Origin of the sequence: Pseudomonas sp. WS 5146 (genome assembly GCF_012985495.1) — a bacterium.
Classification (GTDB): domain Bacteria; phylum Pseudomonadota; class Gammaproteobacteria; order Pseudomonadales; family Pseudomonadaceae; genus Aquipseudomonas; species Aquipseudomonas edaphica.
Genome location: NZ_JAAQWL010000001.1, coordinates 243,435 through 259,077 on the forward strand (window position 1 = coordinate 243,435; position 15,643 = coordinate 259,077).

The 15,643-nt window shown below is 61.6% G+C and carries 18 protein-coding genes; all 18 read right to left on the reverse strand.

The window, feature by feature from the left end:
• Positions 1-141 precede the first annotated feature (141 nt).
• Positions 142-1,278 carry a flagellar biosynthesis protein FlhB gene (flhB, locus tag HBO41_RS01035; RefSeq protein ID WP_056859763.1) on the reverse strand — a complete coding sequence of 379 codons (1,137 nt, stop codon included), beginning with the start codon at positions 1,276-1,278 and terminating at the stop codon, positions 142-144.
• A gap of 3 nt (positions 1,279-1,281) precedes the next feature.
• A complete protein-coding gene (fliR, locus tag HBO41_RS01040) occupies positions 1,282-2,067 on the reverse strand; it encodes a flagellar biosynthetic protein FliR (protein ID WP_017134949.1) in 786 nt (261 codons plus the stop codon).
• A gap of 4 nt (positions 2,068-2,071) precedes the next feature.
• Positions 2,072-2,341 (reverse strand): flagellar biosynthesis protein FliQ, encoded by a 270-nt coding sequence (gene fliQ, locus HBO41_RS01045; protein ID WP_003214552.1) that lies wholly within the window; start codon positions 2,339-2,341, stop codon positions 2,072-2,074.
• A 4-nt stretch (positions 2,342-2,345) separates the two neighbouring features.
• Entirely contained in the window at positions 2,346-3,089 is a 744-nt protein-coding gene (gene fliP / locus HBO41_RS01050; protein ID WP_017134948.1) for a flagellar type III secretion system pore protein FliP, read from the reverse strand.
• Complete coding sequence (gene fliO / locus HBO41_RS01055) at positions 3,089-3,529, reverse strand: flagellar biosynthetic protein FliO (protein ID WP_169984819.1); 441 nt, start codon at positions 3,527-3,529, stop codon at positions 3,089-3,091. Before fliO ends, fliP begins: the two co-directional genes overlap by 1 nt.
• A gap of 1 nt (position 3,530) precedes the next feature.
• Positions 3,531-3,998 (reverse strand): flagellar motor switch protein FliN, encoded by a 468-nt coding sequence (gene fliN, locus HBO41_RS01060; protein WP_017134946.1) that lies wholly within the window; start codon positions 3,996-3,998, stop codon positions 3,531-3,533.
• 45 nt (positions 3,999-4,043) lie between these two features.
• Complete coding sequence (fliM, locus tag HBO41_RS01065; protein WP_010166091.1) at positions 4,044-5,012, reverse strand: flagellar motor switch protein FliM; 969 nt, start codon at positions 5,010-5,012, stop codon at positions 4,044-4,046.
• A gap of 9 nt (positions 5,013-5,021) precedes the next feature.
• Entirely contained in the window at positions 5,022-5,525 is a 504-nt protein-coding gene (gene fliL / locus HBO41_RS01070; protein WP_017134945.1) for a flagellar basal body-associated protein FliL, read from the reverse strand.
• Between the two features lie 222 nt (positions 5,526-5,747).
• Positions 5,748-7,088: a flagellar hook-length control protein FliK gene (locus HBO41_RS01075; protein WP_169984821.1), complete on the reverse strand. Its 1,341-nt coding sequence runs from the start codon at positions 7,086-7,088 to the stop codon at positions 5,748-5,750.
• A 218-nt stretch (positions 7,089-7,306) separates the two neighbouring features.
• Positions 7,307-7,651, reverse strand: coding sequence for an Hpt domain-containing protein (locus HBO41_RS01080; RefSeq protein WP_099548879.1), 345 nt, complete (start codon positions 7,649-7,651; stop codon positions 7,307-7,309).
• Between the two features lie 30 nt (positions 7,652-7,681).
• Positions 7,682-9,400, reverse strand: a complete 1,719-nt coding sequence (locus HBO41_RS01085) for a fused response regulator/phosphatase (protein WP_169984823.1) — start codon at positions 9,398-9,400, stop codon at positions 7,682-7,684.
• Entirely contained in the window at positions 9,397-9,702 is a 306-nt protein-coding gene (locus tag HBO41_RS01090; RefSeq protein ID WP_017134941.1) for an STAS domain-containing protein, read from the reverse strand. Before HBO41_RS01090 ends, HBO41_RS01085 begins: the two co-directional genes overlap by 4 nt.
• 183 nt (positions 9,703-9,885) lie before the next feature.
• Positions 9,886-10,335 carry a flagellar export protein FliJ gene (fliJ, locus tag HBO41_RS01095; RefSeq protein ID WP_169984826.1) on the reverse strand — a complete coding sequence of 150 codons (450 nt, stop codon included), beginning with the start codon at positions 10,333-10,335 and terminating at the stop codon, positions 9,886-9,888.
• Positions 10,336-10,338: 3 nt separating this feature from the next.
• Positions 10,339-11,697 (reverse strand): flagellar protein export ATPase FliI, encoded by a 1,359-nt coding sequence (gene fliI / locus HBO41_RS01100; protein ID WP_017134940.1) that lies wholly within the window; start codon positions 11,695-11,697, stop codon positions 10,339-10,341.
• On the reverse strand, positions 11,687-12,451 hold the full coding sequence (gene fliH, locus HBO41_RS01105) for a flagellar assembly protein FliH (protein ID WP_017134939.1): 765 nt from the start codon (positions 12,449-12,451) through the stop codon (positions 11,687-11,689). The genes fliI and fliH overlap by 11 nt, the downstream gene beginning before the upstream one ends.
• A gap of 10 nt (positions 12,452-12,461) precedes the next feature.
• Complete coding sequence (gene fliG / locus HBO41_RS01110; RefSeq protein ID WP_010208743.1) at positions 12,462-13,481, reverse strand: flagellar motor switch protein FliG; 1,020 nt, start codon at positions 13,479-13,481, stop codon at positions 12,462-12,464.
• Positions 13,474-15,249: a flagellar basal-body MS-ring/collar protein FliF gene (gene fliF / locus HBO41_RS01115; protein WP_017134938.1), complete on the reverse strand. Its 1,776-nt coding sequence runs from the start codon at positions 15,247-15,249 to the stop codon at positions 13,474-13,476. Before fliF ends, fliG begins: the two co-directional genes overlap by 8 nt.
• Positions 15,250-15,265: 16 nt before the next feature.
• Positions 15,266-15,595, reverse strand: coding sequence for a flagellar hook-basal body complex protein FliE (fliE, locus tag HBO41_RS01120; protein WP_017134937.1), 330 nt, complete (start codon positions 15,593-15,595; stop codon positions 15,266-15,268).
• Positions 15,596-15,643: the final 48 nt, after the last annotated feature.

A 15,643-nucleotide genomic window follows, 5' to 3' on the forward strand; every position in this document is an offset into this window, starting at 1 on the left:
AACTTTGGTTGTCCGTGAGGCTCCCTATCCATTGGGGTTTAGATCATGCGCCGAACGGCGCGCTGCAAGCTCGGCGCACGGGCAGGAAAAAACGCGAGGTCGGAGCCGGGCTTGCCTGCGATGGCGTCGGTGCAGGACGACTCAGGAATCGCGGCGCAGCTCCGGCGGAATCGGCAGGTCCTTGAGCGGGTCTGGCCGCTTGCCCTTGCCCGCGCGGTATTGGCGGATCTGGTACACGTAGGCCAACACCTGCGCCACGGCCAGGTACAGGCCAGCGGGGATCTCCTGGTCGAGGTCGGTGGAGTAGAAGATCGACCGCGCCAGCTCCGGCGATTCCAGCAGCAGAATGTCGTTGGCCACGGCGATTTCGCGAATCTTCAGCGCGGTAAAGTCGCTGCCCTTGGCCAGCAACATCGGCGCGCCGCCCTTCTCCGGGTCGTACTTGAGCGCCACGGCGTAGTGGGTCGGGTTGGTGATGACCACGTCGGCATCCGGCACCGCCGCCATCATCTTGCGCTGGGACATTTCGCGCTGCAGTTGGCGAATCCGCTGTTTGACCTCGGGGCGACCTTCCTGGTCCTTGTGCTCGTCACGCACTTCCTGCTTGGTCATCAGCAGTTTCTTGTGGCTTTCCCACAGCTGAATCGGCGCGTCCACGGCGGCGATGATGATCAGCCCGCAGGCCATCCACAGCGCACTCCAGCCCACCACCTGCACACTGTGAATAATTGCGGACTCCAGCGGCTCATGGGCGATGCGCAGCAAGTCGTCGATGTCGGAGGACAACACCGTCAACGCCACAAACAGGATCAGGATAAATTTCGCCAGCGCCTTGAGCAGTTCCACCAGCGCCTTGGTGGAAAACATACGCTTAAGCCCAGGCCCAGGGTTCATGCGGCTGAACTTGGGCGCCATGCTGCCGGCGGCAAACAGCCAGCCACCCAAGGAAACCGGCCCGATCAGCGCCGCCAGCAACAGGGTGATAAGCACCGGCTGCACTGCCAGAATCGCGATCTTGCCCGAGTGCAACAGGTACTGGCCCATGGCGCCGGGGCTCAGCAGCACTTCGCGCGGCAGCGAAAAGTTGAGCTTCATCAACTCCATCAGGTCCAGCGCCAGGCCACCGCCGTAGATCAGCAGGCCCCCGGCACCGGCGAGCATCACCGCCAGGGTATTGAGTTCTTTGGAGCGGGCAATCTCGCCCTTTTCCCTGGAGTCCTTTTTACGTTTCTCCGTGGGGTCTTCTGTTTTGTCCTGGCCACTCTCGCTCTCGGCCATGGCTCAACGCGCCCGTGCCAGATCACGTAAAAACTGCAAGGCGTCGGTGGCCAGCGGTTGATACTGATTGAGAATGTCGGCCATGCCGATCCAGAAAATCCCCATGCCCAACACCAGGGTCAGCGGGAAACCAATCGAGAAAATGTTCAGCTGCGGCGCCGCGCGAGTCATCACGCCAAACGCGATGTTGACCACCAGCAGCGCAGTAATCGCCGGCAACACCAGCAACAACGAGGCGCCCAATACCCAACTCATGCGGCCGACCAATTCCCAGAAGTGATTGACCACCAGCCCCGAGCCCACCGGCAAGGTGGTGAAGCTTTCGGTCATGACCTCGAACACCACCAGATGGCCGTTCATCGCCAGGAAAATCAAGGTCACCAGCATGGTCAGGAACTGCCCGATCACCGCCACCGACACACCATTGGTGGGGTCGACCATGGACGCGAAGCCCATGCCCATCTGGATCGAGATAATTTGCCCGGCGATTACAAAGGCCTGGAAGAACAACGTCAGCGAGAAGCCCATCAGCGCGCCGATCAATATCTGCTCGGCAATCAGCAACAACGCACTGAGGTCCAGGGCATTCACCGGCGGCATCGGCGGCAAACCGGGCACGATGACCACGGTAATGGCGAAGGCAAAATACAGGCGGATGCGCCTCGGCACCAAGGTGGTCCCGAACACCGGCATGGTCATCAGCACTGCCGTGACGCGAAACATCGGCAAAATGAAAGACGCCACCCAGGTGCTGATCTGGGTGTCGGTCAAGGCCAGCACAGATTGCATCCGGTCAGCCGATCAACTGCGGAATACTGCCGTACAGCTGCAGGATGTATTCCATAAAGGTTTGCACCAGCCACGGGCCGGCGACGATCAGGGTGATCAGCATCACCAGCAAACGCGGGAGGAAGCTCAAGGTTTGTTCGTTGATCTGGGTCGCGGCCTGGAACATCGCCACCAGCAGGCCCACCAACAGGCTCGGCACCACCAGCACGGCGACCATCATGGTGGTCAGCCACAGCGCTTCACGGAACAGGTCGACCGCTACTTCTGGCGTCATGTCACTACACCCCGCCGAAACTGCTGGCCAGGGTGCCGATAATCAGCGCCCAGCCGTCCACCAGCACAAACAGCATGATCTTGAACGGCAACGAAATAATCAGCGGCGACAGCATCATCATCCCCATGGCCATCAGCACGCTCGCCACCACCAGGTCGATGATCAGGAACGGGATAAAGATCATGAAGCCGATCTGGAACGCGGTTTTCAATTCGGAAGTGACGAAGGCCGGCACCAGGATGGTCAGCGGCGCCTGATCCGGCGTGGCAATGTCGGTGCGCTTGGACAGGCGCATAAACAGCTCCAGGTCGCTGGAGCGGGTTTGCGAGAGCATGAAGTCCTTGATCGGGCCTTGGGCTTTGTCGATCGCATCCTGGGCCGTAAGTTTCTCGGCCAGATAGGGCTGCAAGGCTTGCTGGTTCACCTTGTCGAACACCGGCGCCATGATGAACAAGGTCAAGAACAGCGCCATGCCGGTGAGGATCTGGTTCGACGGTGTCTGCTGCAGGCCCAGGGCCTGACGCAGAATCGAGAACACGATGATAATCCGCGTAAAGCTGGTCATCAGCATGACAAACGCCGGGATAAAACTCAGCGCGGTCATGATCAGCAAAATCTGCAGGCTGACCGAGTATTCCTGGGCGCCGGCCGCGTTGGTGCCCAGGGTGATCGCCGGGATCGACAACGGGTCGGCTGCCAACGCCAGCGGCGCGGCCAGCAACAGCATGAGCGTCAATAAAACGCGCATTACTTCTTATCCTTCTGATCCTTGCCCAGCAACTCCATCAGGCGCTGGGCGAATTCCGGCGTGGCGGTCTCGGTCCTGGTCGCTTCCACCGGCGTCTTGAGTACGTGCAACGGGGTGATGCGGCCGGGCGTGATACCCAGCAGGATTTGCTCTTCGCCCACCTGCACCAGCACCAGCCGATCACGCGGGCCGAGGGCGCGCGAGCCGATCATCTCGATCACCTGGCCATTGCCCGGCCCGATGCGCTGCACGCGGCGCATCAGCCAGGCGAGCACGAAGATCAGACCGACTACCAGCAACAACCCAAGCACCAGCTGGGTCAACTGGCCGCCGATACCACTGCTGACCACAGGTGCCGCAGCCGCCGCTTGGGCGACCGGCTCAGCCGCCAGGGCGCTCAATGGCAGCGCCAGAAACAGTCCCGCCATCGAATACTTCATCTCAGCGCAACTTCTTGATGCGTTCGCTTGGGCTGATCACGTCCGTCAGGCGGATGCCGAACTTCTCGTTGACCACCACCACCTCGCCATGGGCGATCAGGGTGCCGTTGACCAGCACGTCCAGCGGCTCACCGGCCAGGCGGTCGAGCTCGATCACCGAACCCTGGTTGAGTTGCAGCAGGTTGCGGATGTTGATTTCGGTGCTGCCGACTTCCATGGAGATCGACACCGGAATGTCGAGAATCACATCCAGGTTCGGGCCGTCGAGGGTCACCGGGTCGTTGTTTTTCGGCACGCTGCCGAATTCTTCCATCGGCAGGCGTTTGCCGGCCGGCGCCATGGCGGCGTCGGCGGCCAGCAGCGCGTCGATGTCGTCCTGGCCGACATCGCCGGTTTCTTCCAGGGCCGCAGCCCATTCGTCAGCCAGGGCCTGGTCTTCGGCGGAAGTGTTTTCGTGTTCGGTAGCCATTACATGTCCTCGGCGCAGCAAAAATTCATCGATAGAAGGGGCAGATCAGCGACGGTTGATCGGTTCGATCACTTGCAACGCCAGGTTGCCCTTGTGGGAACCGAGCTTGACCTTGAACGACGGCACGCCATTGGCGCGCATGATCAGCTCTTCCGGCAACTCCACGGGGATCACGTCCCCCGGTTGCATGTGCAAAATATCGCGCAAACGCAGCTGGCGACGGGCCACAGTGGCGCTCAAAGGCACGTCGACGTCCAGCAGGTCTTCGCGCAGGGCCTTGACCCAGCGTTCGTCCTGGTCGTCGAGGTCGGACTGGAAACCGGCGTCGAGCATTTCGCGCACCGGCTCGATCATCGAGTACGGCATGGTCACGTGCAGGTCGCCGCCACCGCCATCAAGCTCGATGTGGAAGGTGGAGACCACAATGGCTTCGCTGGGGCCGACGATGTTGGCCATGGCCGGGTTCACTTCCGAGTTGATGTACTCGAAATTGACTTCCATGATCGCCTGCCAGGCTTCCTTCAAGTCGATGAAGGCTTGCTCCAGCACCATGCGCACCACACGCAATTCGGTAGGGGTGAATTCACGCCCTTCGATCTTGGCGTGGCGGCCGTCGCCGCCGAAGAAGTTGTCCACCAGCTTGAACACCAGCTTGGCGTCGAGGATGAACAGCGCGGTACCGCGCAACGGTTTGATCTTGACCAGGTTGAGGCTGGTGGGCACATACAGCGAATGCACGTACTCGCCGAACTTCATCACCTGCACGCCGCCTACCGCTACGTCTGCCGAGCGGCGCAGCATGTTGAACATGCTGATACGGGTGTAACGGGCGAAACGCTCATTGATCATCTCCAGGGTCGGCATGCGCCCACGGACGATGCGATCCTGGCTGGTGAGGTCATAACTTTTGACGCTGCCGGGTTCGGCAGCCATTTCGGTCTGTACCAGACCATCGTCGACGCCATGCAACAGCGCGTCGATTTCATCCTGGGACAGCAGGTCTTGCACGGCCATGTCGTGATCCTACTGCAATACGAAGTTAGTGAAGAGCGCCTGCTCGACCACGACTTTGCCGAGCTCTTTCTGGGCCACTTCCTGCACGCTGGCAGTGACCTTCTGGCGCAGCATTTCCTGGCCGACCGGGGTGGCCAGGCTGTCGAAGCTCTGCCCGGAGAACAGCATCACCAGGTTGTTGCGGATCACCGGCATATGCACTTTAAGCGCATCCAGGTCCGCCTGGTTACGCGCCAGCAAGGTGATGCTCACCTGCAGGTAGCGTTGGCGACCGTTCTGATTGTAGTTGGCGACAAAGGCCGGCAGCATCGGCTCGAAGATTGCCGGTTGCTTGACGTTAGTGGCGGTTTCGGCGGCGGGAGCCGGTTTGCTCGCGCTGCTGTGCATGATGTACCACGTGCCGCCAATCGAGGCGCCAATGGCCAGGAGCAGGCCCAGCACAATCAGCAGGATCAGCTTGAGCTTGCCTTTGCCTGCGGGTGGGGTTGCTGCTGCGTCGTCACTCTTCGCCATGCCAATAATCCGTCACTATTCGGGGATTCATAGATCTACGGGAAGGCAAGAGCAAGTGTTATGCCAGAGTTGTCTGACTAACCGGGGAACGGCGAACACCCAAAATCAAATGTGGGAGCTGGCTTGCCTGCGATAGCGGTGGATCAGCTCACATCTCTGTGCCTGATACAGCGCCATCGCAGGCAAGCCAGCTCCCACATTGACCGCGTTTTTTGGCTCAAGTCAGGCGTAGTAATCGACGGCGCTGGAGCCGATCACGGTCTGGCTCACCGGCGCGACCGCCGCCGCCACTTCAGCAGCGTCACCCGCATCGCCGCCATCACCACGCCCACCACTGCCGCTTATGCCGCGGGCCTGATTCTGCTGCTGTTGCTCCTGGCCCTGACCCTGCCAGCCACGCGACTGGTCGGAGACGTTGACGTCGACCTGCCCCATGCCTTGCTGGGCAAACATCTCGCGCAAACGGCCGGACTGGCTTTCCAGTGCTTCACGTACCACGGCGTGGCCGCTCATGAAGTTGACCTGGGCTTGCTGGTCGGCGGTCATATTGACCTTGATATCCAGGCGCCCCAGTTCAGCCGGTTGCAACTGAATCTCCGCCGACTTGAGGTTGGCGCTGGACAGGTACATCACGCGGTTGACCACCTCTTCGGTCCAGCCGCTCTGGTGCATGGCCAATGGCGCATTGGCCACGGGCGGCAAGGCGTTCGCGGTTTTCGGCGTGGCAGCCTGGGTCAGCGCGGCCAGGCGGTTGGCGAAATCATCCACCCGCGTGTCGCTGCCGGCGTCTTTCAAATCCTTGAGGCCACCTTCGATCAGCCCACTGAAGGCCTTGTCGCCGCCCTGGTCAGTGCTGTCTTTGGTGGCTTGCTGGTCGACCATGCTGGCAAGACCTGCGGCAAAGTTCTGCGCGGCGGTTGGCTGGTCCTGAGTGGTGGTCGGCGCGGCTTTCTGTGGCGTCTGGCTGCTGGCCGACACATGGCCGCCCTGCTCCATGGCCAAGCGCACGGCCGGCATCGAATCCAGCGGATCGGCTTCAGGGTCGAAAGCCGGTTGCTTGGCGTCATCGGTGGCTGCAAGCGGCGCCGCGACCACCGGCTGGGCCGTGTCGTCATGGGTGGCTACCGGCGCGGGCGTTGGCACCGGAACAGGCACCGGCGCAACAACGGCGACCAATGCCGGGTCGACCACCGGATCAGCCGGGGGCTGCTGCGCCACGGCCGGGTCGACGGGCTTGTCGTCATCACTGCTGGCGCTGTCGTCAGCCTTGGCCGGCTTGGCAGGCAAGGGATTGCCGCTATCGGCAACCGCTGGCGTGCTGGCGGCAGGCTTGTCGTTGTTGGCGACCGGCTTGGTGTTGGTATCCGAAGGCTTGTCACGCGAGATTTTGACCGGAGTGTCATCGGTCTTCAGCGTGGGCTTGGGGCTTTGGTTGGCAAACACTTGAGCGAAACCAGGGCCCTTGTCCCGTGGGTCCGCGGCCGCTACAGGCGGTGTGGCGGCCGGCGCTTGAGGCTTGGCCGCAGCGGCAGCCTGAAGGAGCGAATTGGGGGCGACTGGCATAGTTAAAGGTCTCCACTGCATTGGGGGTCGGGGATGCAGTATCGGGAGATAGAGCAAGAGTCGGGCCAGGTTTGGTTTTTTGACGGTAGATCCATTGTGCTCTGTGGGAGCTGGCTTGCCTGCGATGCAGACACCTCGGTGTATCAGGCAAAACCAGTCGATGCCATCGCAGGCAAGCCAGCTCCCACATTTGGCCGAGACCGGCTTGGCGACTCAATTCAAAGCTGAAAGCGCTGCCTTTCCGACTCATACAGCGGCCGCACCAACGCAAACTCATGATCAATCTGATCAACCAGCGCACCCAAGTCCGCCGACAACTCGACGGACTCCACCTCCAGCCGCTGACACAACTGCGCCAACCGCACCGCCCCAAGGTTGCCACTGCTGCCCTTGAAGCTATGGGCAATCCGGCCCAACGCCTTGGCGTCACCACGCGACTTGCGCAACGCATCGATACGCTTTTGCGAATCGTCCAGAAAGGTATCCAGCAATTTCGGATATTCGCTTTCCATCACTTCCTGCAGGCCCGTCAGCACATCAGGGTCCAGATGAATCTCAAGCACTTGTTCGCTCCTTGATCAAGAATCGGCGGATTATGCCAGAGCCCCCCAGCAAAACTCCACGCACACACTGCGCCCGCCATCGGTCCAGCGTACATCGCTGCTCAGTTGCCGTACCAGGCTCAGCCCCCGGCCAGACAAACGGTCGATATCCAGCGGCCGCGCCAGCACCTGTTCCACGTCAAACCCTGGGCCACTGTCTTCGATGCGCAGCGTCATTTTGCCGCCCGTGGCAGTCGGCACCACCTGCACATGTACCCGCACATAACCGCTGTTCAACTGCGTCAGGCGCTCATTGCGCTGGCGGTAATACTCGGCAAATCCTTGGGCATCGCGCTTGAGTCGCGAATCCAGGCCCAGCACGCCATGCTCCAGCGCATTGGAATACAACTCGGCCATCACGCTGTACAGCGCCCCGCTTTGCCCACGCAGGCCATGAATCTCCAGCAGCAATTGCAACAGGTACGGCAACGGGTTGTAGCTTTTGAGCGTTCGCGCACGAAACTCGAAGCTCACCGACCAATCCAACGGGCACGACTGGCCACTGTCGGCATACAGCGGCTCAGCCGCCCGCGACGGCTGGCCAGGCTGCAAGGTGATCTCCACCATGCTGACATCATCGCGCGCCTCACCCCGGAACACCGCCAGGGCCTGCTCAATCTCCTCAAACAAGCGGTCAGGCTTGCGATTGCTGGCAAATACCTGCTGCAAACGCGCCGCGCCAAATAACTGTTCACTGGCGTTGGCGGTATCCAGCACCCCATCGGACAACAAGAACACCCGGTCGCCCAAGGCCATGGGCCAGACTTCGGTGCTGTCATCAAACGCCTGTGCCGAAAGCACACCCAGCGGCAGGTGCCGGGATAACAAAGGCGTACGCTTGCCGGTGGCGATCTCATGCACATAGCCGTCGGGCATGCCGCCGTTCCATACCTCCACCACGCGCCGCTGGGTACTCAGGCACACCAGCGTGGCGCAGCAGAACATGTCCACCGGCAAGATGCGCTTGAGCTTGGCATTCATCTCGCGCAGGGTCTGCGCCAGGCCGTAACCCTTGGCGGTCATGCCGTAGAAGACTTCCGCCAGCGGCATGGCGCCCACTGCGGCCGGCAGGCCATGGCCGGTGAAGTCACCGAGCAGCACATGCATGTCGCCGGACGGCGTGTACGCCGCCAGCAACAGGTCGCCGTTGAACAGCGCATAGGGCGATTGCAGGTAACGAATGTTCGGCGCCGCATTGATGCAACCCGAATGCGCTACCTTGTCGAACACCGCCTTGGCCGCGCGTTGCTCATGCAACAGGTAATCGTGGTGCCGGGCGATCTGGTCGCGCTGACGCAATACCGTGGCCTGCAGGCGCCGCAGACGGTCCATGGCATTGATCTTGGCGGCCAGGATCAGCGGGTTGTAGGGTTTGGGCAGGAAATCATCGCCACCGGCATCCAGGCATTGGGCCAGGGCTTCGCTTTCGCGCAGCGAGGTGAGGAAGATGATCGGCACCAGCGCCTCACCCGCCAACTGTTTGATCCGCCGCGCCGCTTCAAAACCGTCCATCACCGGCATAAGGGCGTCCATCAACACCAGTTGCGGGCGCTCACGGGTAAACACCTCGACGGCTTGCGCGCCATTGGTGGCGGTGAGCACCTGGTGGCCCTGACGCCGAATGATGGTCGACAGCAACAATAAATCGGCGGCGCTGTCTTCGGCGATCAGGATCGTCAGTGGCTCAAGGACCGGGGCCAAGGTGCTCAACTGATGTCGAACAGTTTGTCGAAGTTGGAGATGCCGAGGATCTTGCGCACATCGGAGTTGCTGTTGATGACCTGCACTTCGGCCTCATCGCCACCGGCATGGTCCCGCAGCAGCAGGAGCATGCCGAGCGCCGAGCTGTCCAGATAGGTGGCTTCTTTCAGATCTACCACGTAGATGTCGGGCACCTTGTAGAACCGCTCGTAGGCATCGCGAAAGGTCTGGTGGCTTCCGAAATCGAATCGGCCTCTTACTTTAATCGTCAACTTCGTCCCATCCAGGGATACTTCTGACTCGACTGACATGTGACTGCTTCCTTGTCATTGGCAATGTGCAACAAGGTTTAGCAGCTGAACCGGATCTGGGCAACACCGAGCACTCAATGTGGGAGCTGGCTTGCCTGCGATGCAGGCGACGAGGTGTATCAGTGATACAGCGGTGATGCTATCGCAGGCAAGCCAGCTCCCACAGTAGGCAAGTGGAAACTGTTAGTACTGTGACTGGCGGGGAAGGCGCTGTGACAGCTCATCGAGCAGCTTCTGCTCACGCTTGTCCTCAATCGCCCGCGCTTCGTCGATATAACGCTGCACCAGCTTGCGCAAGCCTTCAACGCGGGCAAACGCCGCCTGCCAACTTTCACGGGCTTTATCAAGATTGTTCTGGTGCCAGGCCAGGCTCTGGCGCTGCTGGCCCACAGCGGTTTCCAACTGGTTGAGAAAGCCCTGGTAGCCCATCAACCACTGGCCGGAGACGCCCTTGCTGCCACGCTCGATCCACTGCTGCTGATATTCGCCGCGAAAGCGCTCCAGGTCGCCCAGCTTGCTTTCCGCCAGGCGCACCTGACCCTGGAAGTAACCCAGGCGTTGCACGGCGGTTTTTTCGGCCTTTTCGGCCATGTCCACCACTGGGCCCAGGCGCGAAGAACGGGTGCTGGCCATGGCTTAACCGCCCGGCGCCGGAGCGAAGATCGAGCCCAGGTGAGCTTCGCTTTCGCCCATGCTGATCTTGTCGTTGAGCCCCTGGCGCAGGTAGCTCACCAGTTGCGGTTGCAGCGCGATGGCCAGGTCGGTTTCGCGATCACCACCGGCCACGTAGGCGCCGACGCTGATCAGGTCGCGGCTCTGCTGGTAGCGCGACCACAGTTGTTTGAAGTGCTGCGCACGCGCCATGTGCTCCGGGGTGACCACCGCCGGCATCACCCGGCTGATCGAGGCTTCGATGTCGATGGCCGGGTAGTGCCCTTCCTCGGCCAGGCGCCGCGACAGCACGATGTGGCCATCGAGCACGCCCCGCGCCGAGTCGGCAATCGGGTCTTGCTGGTCATCGCCTTCGGACAACACGGTGTAGAACGCGGTGATCGAACCACCACCGGCCTCGGCATTACCGGCGCGCTCCACCAGCTTGGGCAGCTTGGCGAACACTGAAGGCGGGTAGCCTTTGGTGGCGGGCGGTTCGCCGATGGCCAAGGCGATTTCCCGCTGGGCCTGGGCGAAACGTGTGAGCGAGTCCATCAGCAACAGGACATTCTTGCCCTTGTCGCGAAAATATTCGGCGATACGCGTGCAGTACATGGCGGCGCGCAGGCGCATCAGCGGCGCATCATCCGCAGGCGACGCGACTACCACCGAGCGTTTGAGGCCTTCTTCACCGAGGCTGTGCTCGATGAACTCTTTCACTTCACGGCCGCGCTCGCCGATCAGCCCGACCACAATAATGTCGGCCTCGGTAAAACGCGTCATCATGCCCAGCAACACCGACTTACCCACGCCCGTACCGGCAAACAGGCCCAGACGCTGGCCGCGACCGACCGTCAATAAACCGTTGATGCTGCGAATGCCCACGTCCAGCGGCACACTAATGGGGTTGCGGTTGAGCGGGTTGATGGTCGGGCCGTCCATCGGCACCCAGTCTTCGGCCTTCATGCCGCCCTTGCCGTCGAGTGCGCGGCCGGCGCCGTCGAGCACGCGGCCGAGCATGCTCATGCCCATCGGCAGGCGGCCGGTGTCGGCCAACGGCACCACGCGGGCGCCAGGGGCGATGCCCGCCAGGCTGCCGACCGGCATGAGGAAAATCTTGCTGCCGGAAAAGCCCATCACCTCGGCTTCGACCTGCACCGGGTGGTAGCTGTCGTCGTTGATCACCAGGCAGCGGCTGCCCATGGCGGCGCGCAGGCCTTCGGCTTCGAGGGTCAGGCCGACCATGCGCAGCAGGCGCCCTTCGAGGATCGGCTGGCCGGGCAACTCCGTGGCCTCGGCGTAGCCACCCAGGCGCTTGGCGAAGCTGGTGCGATCAAGGCGCATCGGTGGCGTCCAGGTCCACACTCAGGTCAGGCTCGGCCGGGTGCAGGGCTTGTTCATGCAGTTGATCAAACAGCTTGGCCATGATCTGGCTGATGCGGGTTTCCACCGTGGCATCGATGCGGCTGTGTTCGGTTTCGACGCGGCAGCCACCGGGTTGCAGGTTGGCGTCCTCGACGATGCGCCAGGTTTCTTCATGGCGCTCGCGCAGGGCTTTGACCTGTTCGAAATCCTGCGGGTTGATGTACAGGCGCACATTGCCCACGCCCAACGGCAGCAGCTTGAGGGCTTCGCGCATGACGCTTTCGATATGGCTGGAATCGAGCACCAGCTCGCGCTGGATGACCTGCCGGGCAATGTGCTCGACCAGGCCGACCATGGCTTTTTCGATCTGCGTATCCTGCTCGGCAATCGGGTCGAACAGCGTACCCATCAGCCGCTCAAGGCTGGCGAGTTTGACGCCGAGCGCCTCTTCGGCTTCCTGGCGTACTTTGAGGGTAGTGCTGCGAAAGCCGTCTTTTTCGCCGGCCGCAAAGCCTTCGTTGTAGGCTTCCTGGCGGATGGCTTCCAACTCTTCAAGGGTCAGTGGCTGGACTTCATCCAGTGGCACTTCTTCCATCTCTACCGGCGTTTCAACCAACGGCTCGGGCTCAGGTTCCGGCACATGTGGATCGAAGCTGGGCAGCGACCAGATGTCGAACCCGCCGACATCCCGCGCGCGAATCAGATCGCTGGGCGTCTCATCTTTGTTCGACATGGGACGCGCCTTAGATCATTTCTTCGCCGCCCTTCCCACCGAGAACGATTTCTCCGGCTTCGGCCATACGGCGGGCAATGGTGAGGATTTCTTTCTGCGCGGTTTCGACGTCGCTGACGCGCACCGGGCCTTTGGCTTCGAGGTCGTCGCGCAACAGCTCGGACGCACGCTTGGACATGTTCTTGAAAATCTTCTCTTTGACGTTTTCGTCCGAGCCTTTGAGGGCCAGCACCAGCACGTCGGAGGAGACTTCGCGCAGCAACGCCTGGATGCCACGGTCATCGACATCGGAGAGGTTGTTGAACACGAACATGAGGTCTTCGATCTGGCCGGACAGGGTGTCGTCGATCTCGCGGATCGAGTCCATCAACTGGCCTTCGACCGAGCTGTCGAGGAAGTTCATGATGTCGGCCGCACGCTTGATGCCGCCCAAGGTGGTGCGCGAAGCGTTCGAGTTGCCAGAGAACTGCTTCTCCAGAATCGTGTTGAGTTCTTTCAGGGCCGCCGGCTGCACGGTGTTCAGCGACGACACGCGCAGGATGATATCCAGGCGTACTTTATGGTCGAAGTGGCCGAGCACTTCACCGGCCTGGTCCGGGTCGAGGTAAGCGACGACGATGGCCTGGATCTGCGGGTGCTCGTAGCGGATCACGTCGGCCACCGCGCGCGGCTCCATCCACTTGAGGCTGTCCAGGCCACTGGTGTTGCCACCCAGCAGGATGCGGTCGATCAGGCCGTTGGCCTTGTCTTCGCCAAGTGCCGAGGTGAGCATCTTGCGGATATAGCTGTCGGAGCCGACGCCCAGGCTGGTCTGGTCGCCGACGATCTCGACGAACTCACTCATCACCTGCTCGACTTGCTCGCGGTGCACATTGCGCATCTGCGCCATGGCCACGCCCACGCGCTGGACCTCTTTAGGCCCCATGTGGCGCAGCACTTGGGCAGCGTCGGTTTCACCCAGGGACAGCAACAGGACTGCGGCTTTGTCGACCTTGGTGAGCTTGGCAACAGCGGCTCGATTATCACTCATCTGCGTTGATCCACTCTTTCACGACCTGGGCCACACGGCCCGGGTCTTCTGCTACCAGACTCTTGATTGCGTTCAGCTGAGCGTCATAGCCTTCGCTCGGGCTTGGCAACAGGATGCTTTGCGGGCCGCCGAGGCTGACGCGGTCGTTGGCCAGTTCGCCGTCCAGGCCGCCCATGCCACCCAACTCGACGTCGCCACCGGCCAAGGCCAGCTGTTTCTTGCCGTTGCCGGTGATGTTGTTGAGCACCGGGCGCAGCACGCCAAACACCAGCACCAGAATGAACAACACACCCAGCACTTGTTTAACGATGTCCCAGAACCACGGCTGCGTGTAGAACGCAGGGTCGGCGATCACTTCGGCGCGCTCGGCGGAGAACGGCATGTTGATCACGCTGACGCTGTCACCCCGGCTGGCGTCGAAGCCGACGGCGTCCTGCACCAGGCGCGTGAAACGGGCCAATTCATCGGTGCTCCAAGGCGCACGGGTGACGGCGCCGTCAGCCGGGTTGACCTTGACCTGATCATCGACCACTACCGACACCGACAGGCGATTGATCTTGCCCTGCTGCTGCTTGGTGTGGCTGATGGAACGGTCGAGTTCGAAGTTCTTGGTCGACTGGTTACGCTTGTCCGCCGGGTACGGCGCGAGCATCGGCTGGCCGGTGGCCGGGTCCATGATCTGCTGGCCGTTGGCGTCCAACAATGGCTGCCCTGGCTGGATCGCGCCAGCCGTAGCGGCCGCGCCACCGGTGGTTTGTGGTGCAGTCGCCGGAGCCGGTGGCTGGTTGCTCAGGGCACCCGGCACACCTTGCGGGCCATTGCTGGCGGTGCGTTGTTCGCTGGTGGACTGCTCGCTGCGCAGCGCCGGTTGGTCGGGGTTGAACTGTTCGGAGGTCGACTCGACCGCGCTGAAATCCACGTCGGCGGACACTTCAGCCTTGTAGCGATCGTTGCCCAACACCGGTTGCAGGATGTTGTGCACGCGCTGGGTCAGCATGCTTTCCATGCGACGGCTGTAGTCGAACTGCTTGCCGGCCTGGGTCAGCGCGGAGTTCTCGGCCTGGTCGGACAGCAGGTTGCCCTTCTGGTCGACCACGGTGATTTGCGACTTGCTCAATTCGGGAACGCTGGTGGCCACCAGGTTGATGATCGCCAGTACCTGGCCAGGCTCCAGGGAGCGGCCGGAAAACAGTTCAACCAACACCGAAGCACTGGGCTTGCGTTCGTCACGCACGAACACCGAGCTTTTCGGGATCGCCAGGTGCACGCGGGCGCCCTTGACGTTGTTCAGGCTGCTGATGGTGCGCGCCAGCTCGCCTTCCAGGCCACGCCGATAACGGGTGGCTTCCATGAACTGGCTGGTGCCCAGGCCCTGGTCCTTGTCGAGGATTTCAAAACCGATATTGCTGTCAGACGGCGTTACGCCGGCTGCAGCCAGCTTCATGCGCGCACGGGCCACGTCATCAGCCTTGACCAGCAAGGCGCCGGAGTTGGGCTCCACGGTGTAGGCGATGTCGGCGGCGGCCAGGGTTTCCATGATCTGCTTGGAATCCATGCCGGCCAGGCTGCCGTACAGCGGGCGGTAATCAGGTTGTTGCGACCACAACACCACGGCAAAACCAATCGCCACACTGGCGGCCAGGCCGACCATCAGGCCCACCTGACGCAGCATGGTCATTTCCGAGAGGTTTTCCAGGAACGACAGGCCAAACAGCGGCGGCTTGCCGTCTGCCTTGGCGGGTACGTTGTCGGAGACTGCTTCTGCCATGACTTAAATCTCGTCCTTAAACCGGCATCTGCATGATGTCTTGATAAGCCTGAACCAGCTTGTTACGCACTTGGGTCAAGGCTTGAAAGGAAACGCTGGCCTTTTGCGAGGCGACCATCACATCGGTGAGGTCCACGCCGCTCTTGCCGATCTCGAAGGCGGTGGCCAACTGACTGGAGGCTTGCTGGGTGTCGCTGACTTTGTTGATTGCCTGACCGAGCATGTCGGCAAAACTGCTTTGGCCCAATTCCGGCGCTGGCGCGACGGATTTCGGTTGAGCCATGGCATCCATTTGCATGGAGCGCATATCCAACATCAACCGATTGAACTCAATACCCTGGCTCATGACCTTCTCTCTCCGACGACCCGCAATTTTTTGACACTACGCAGCGGT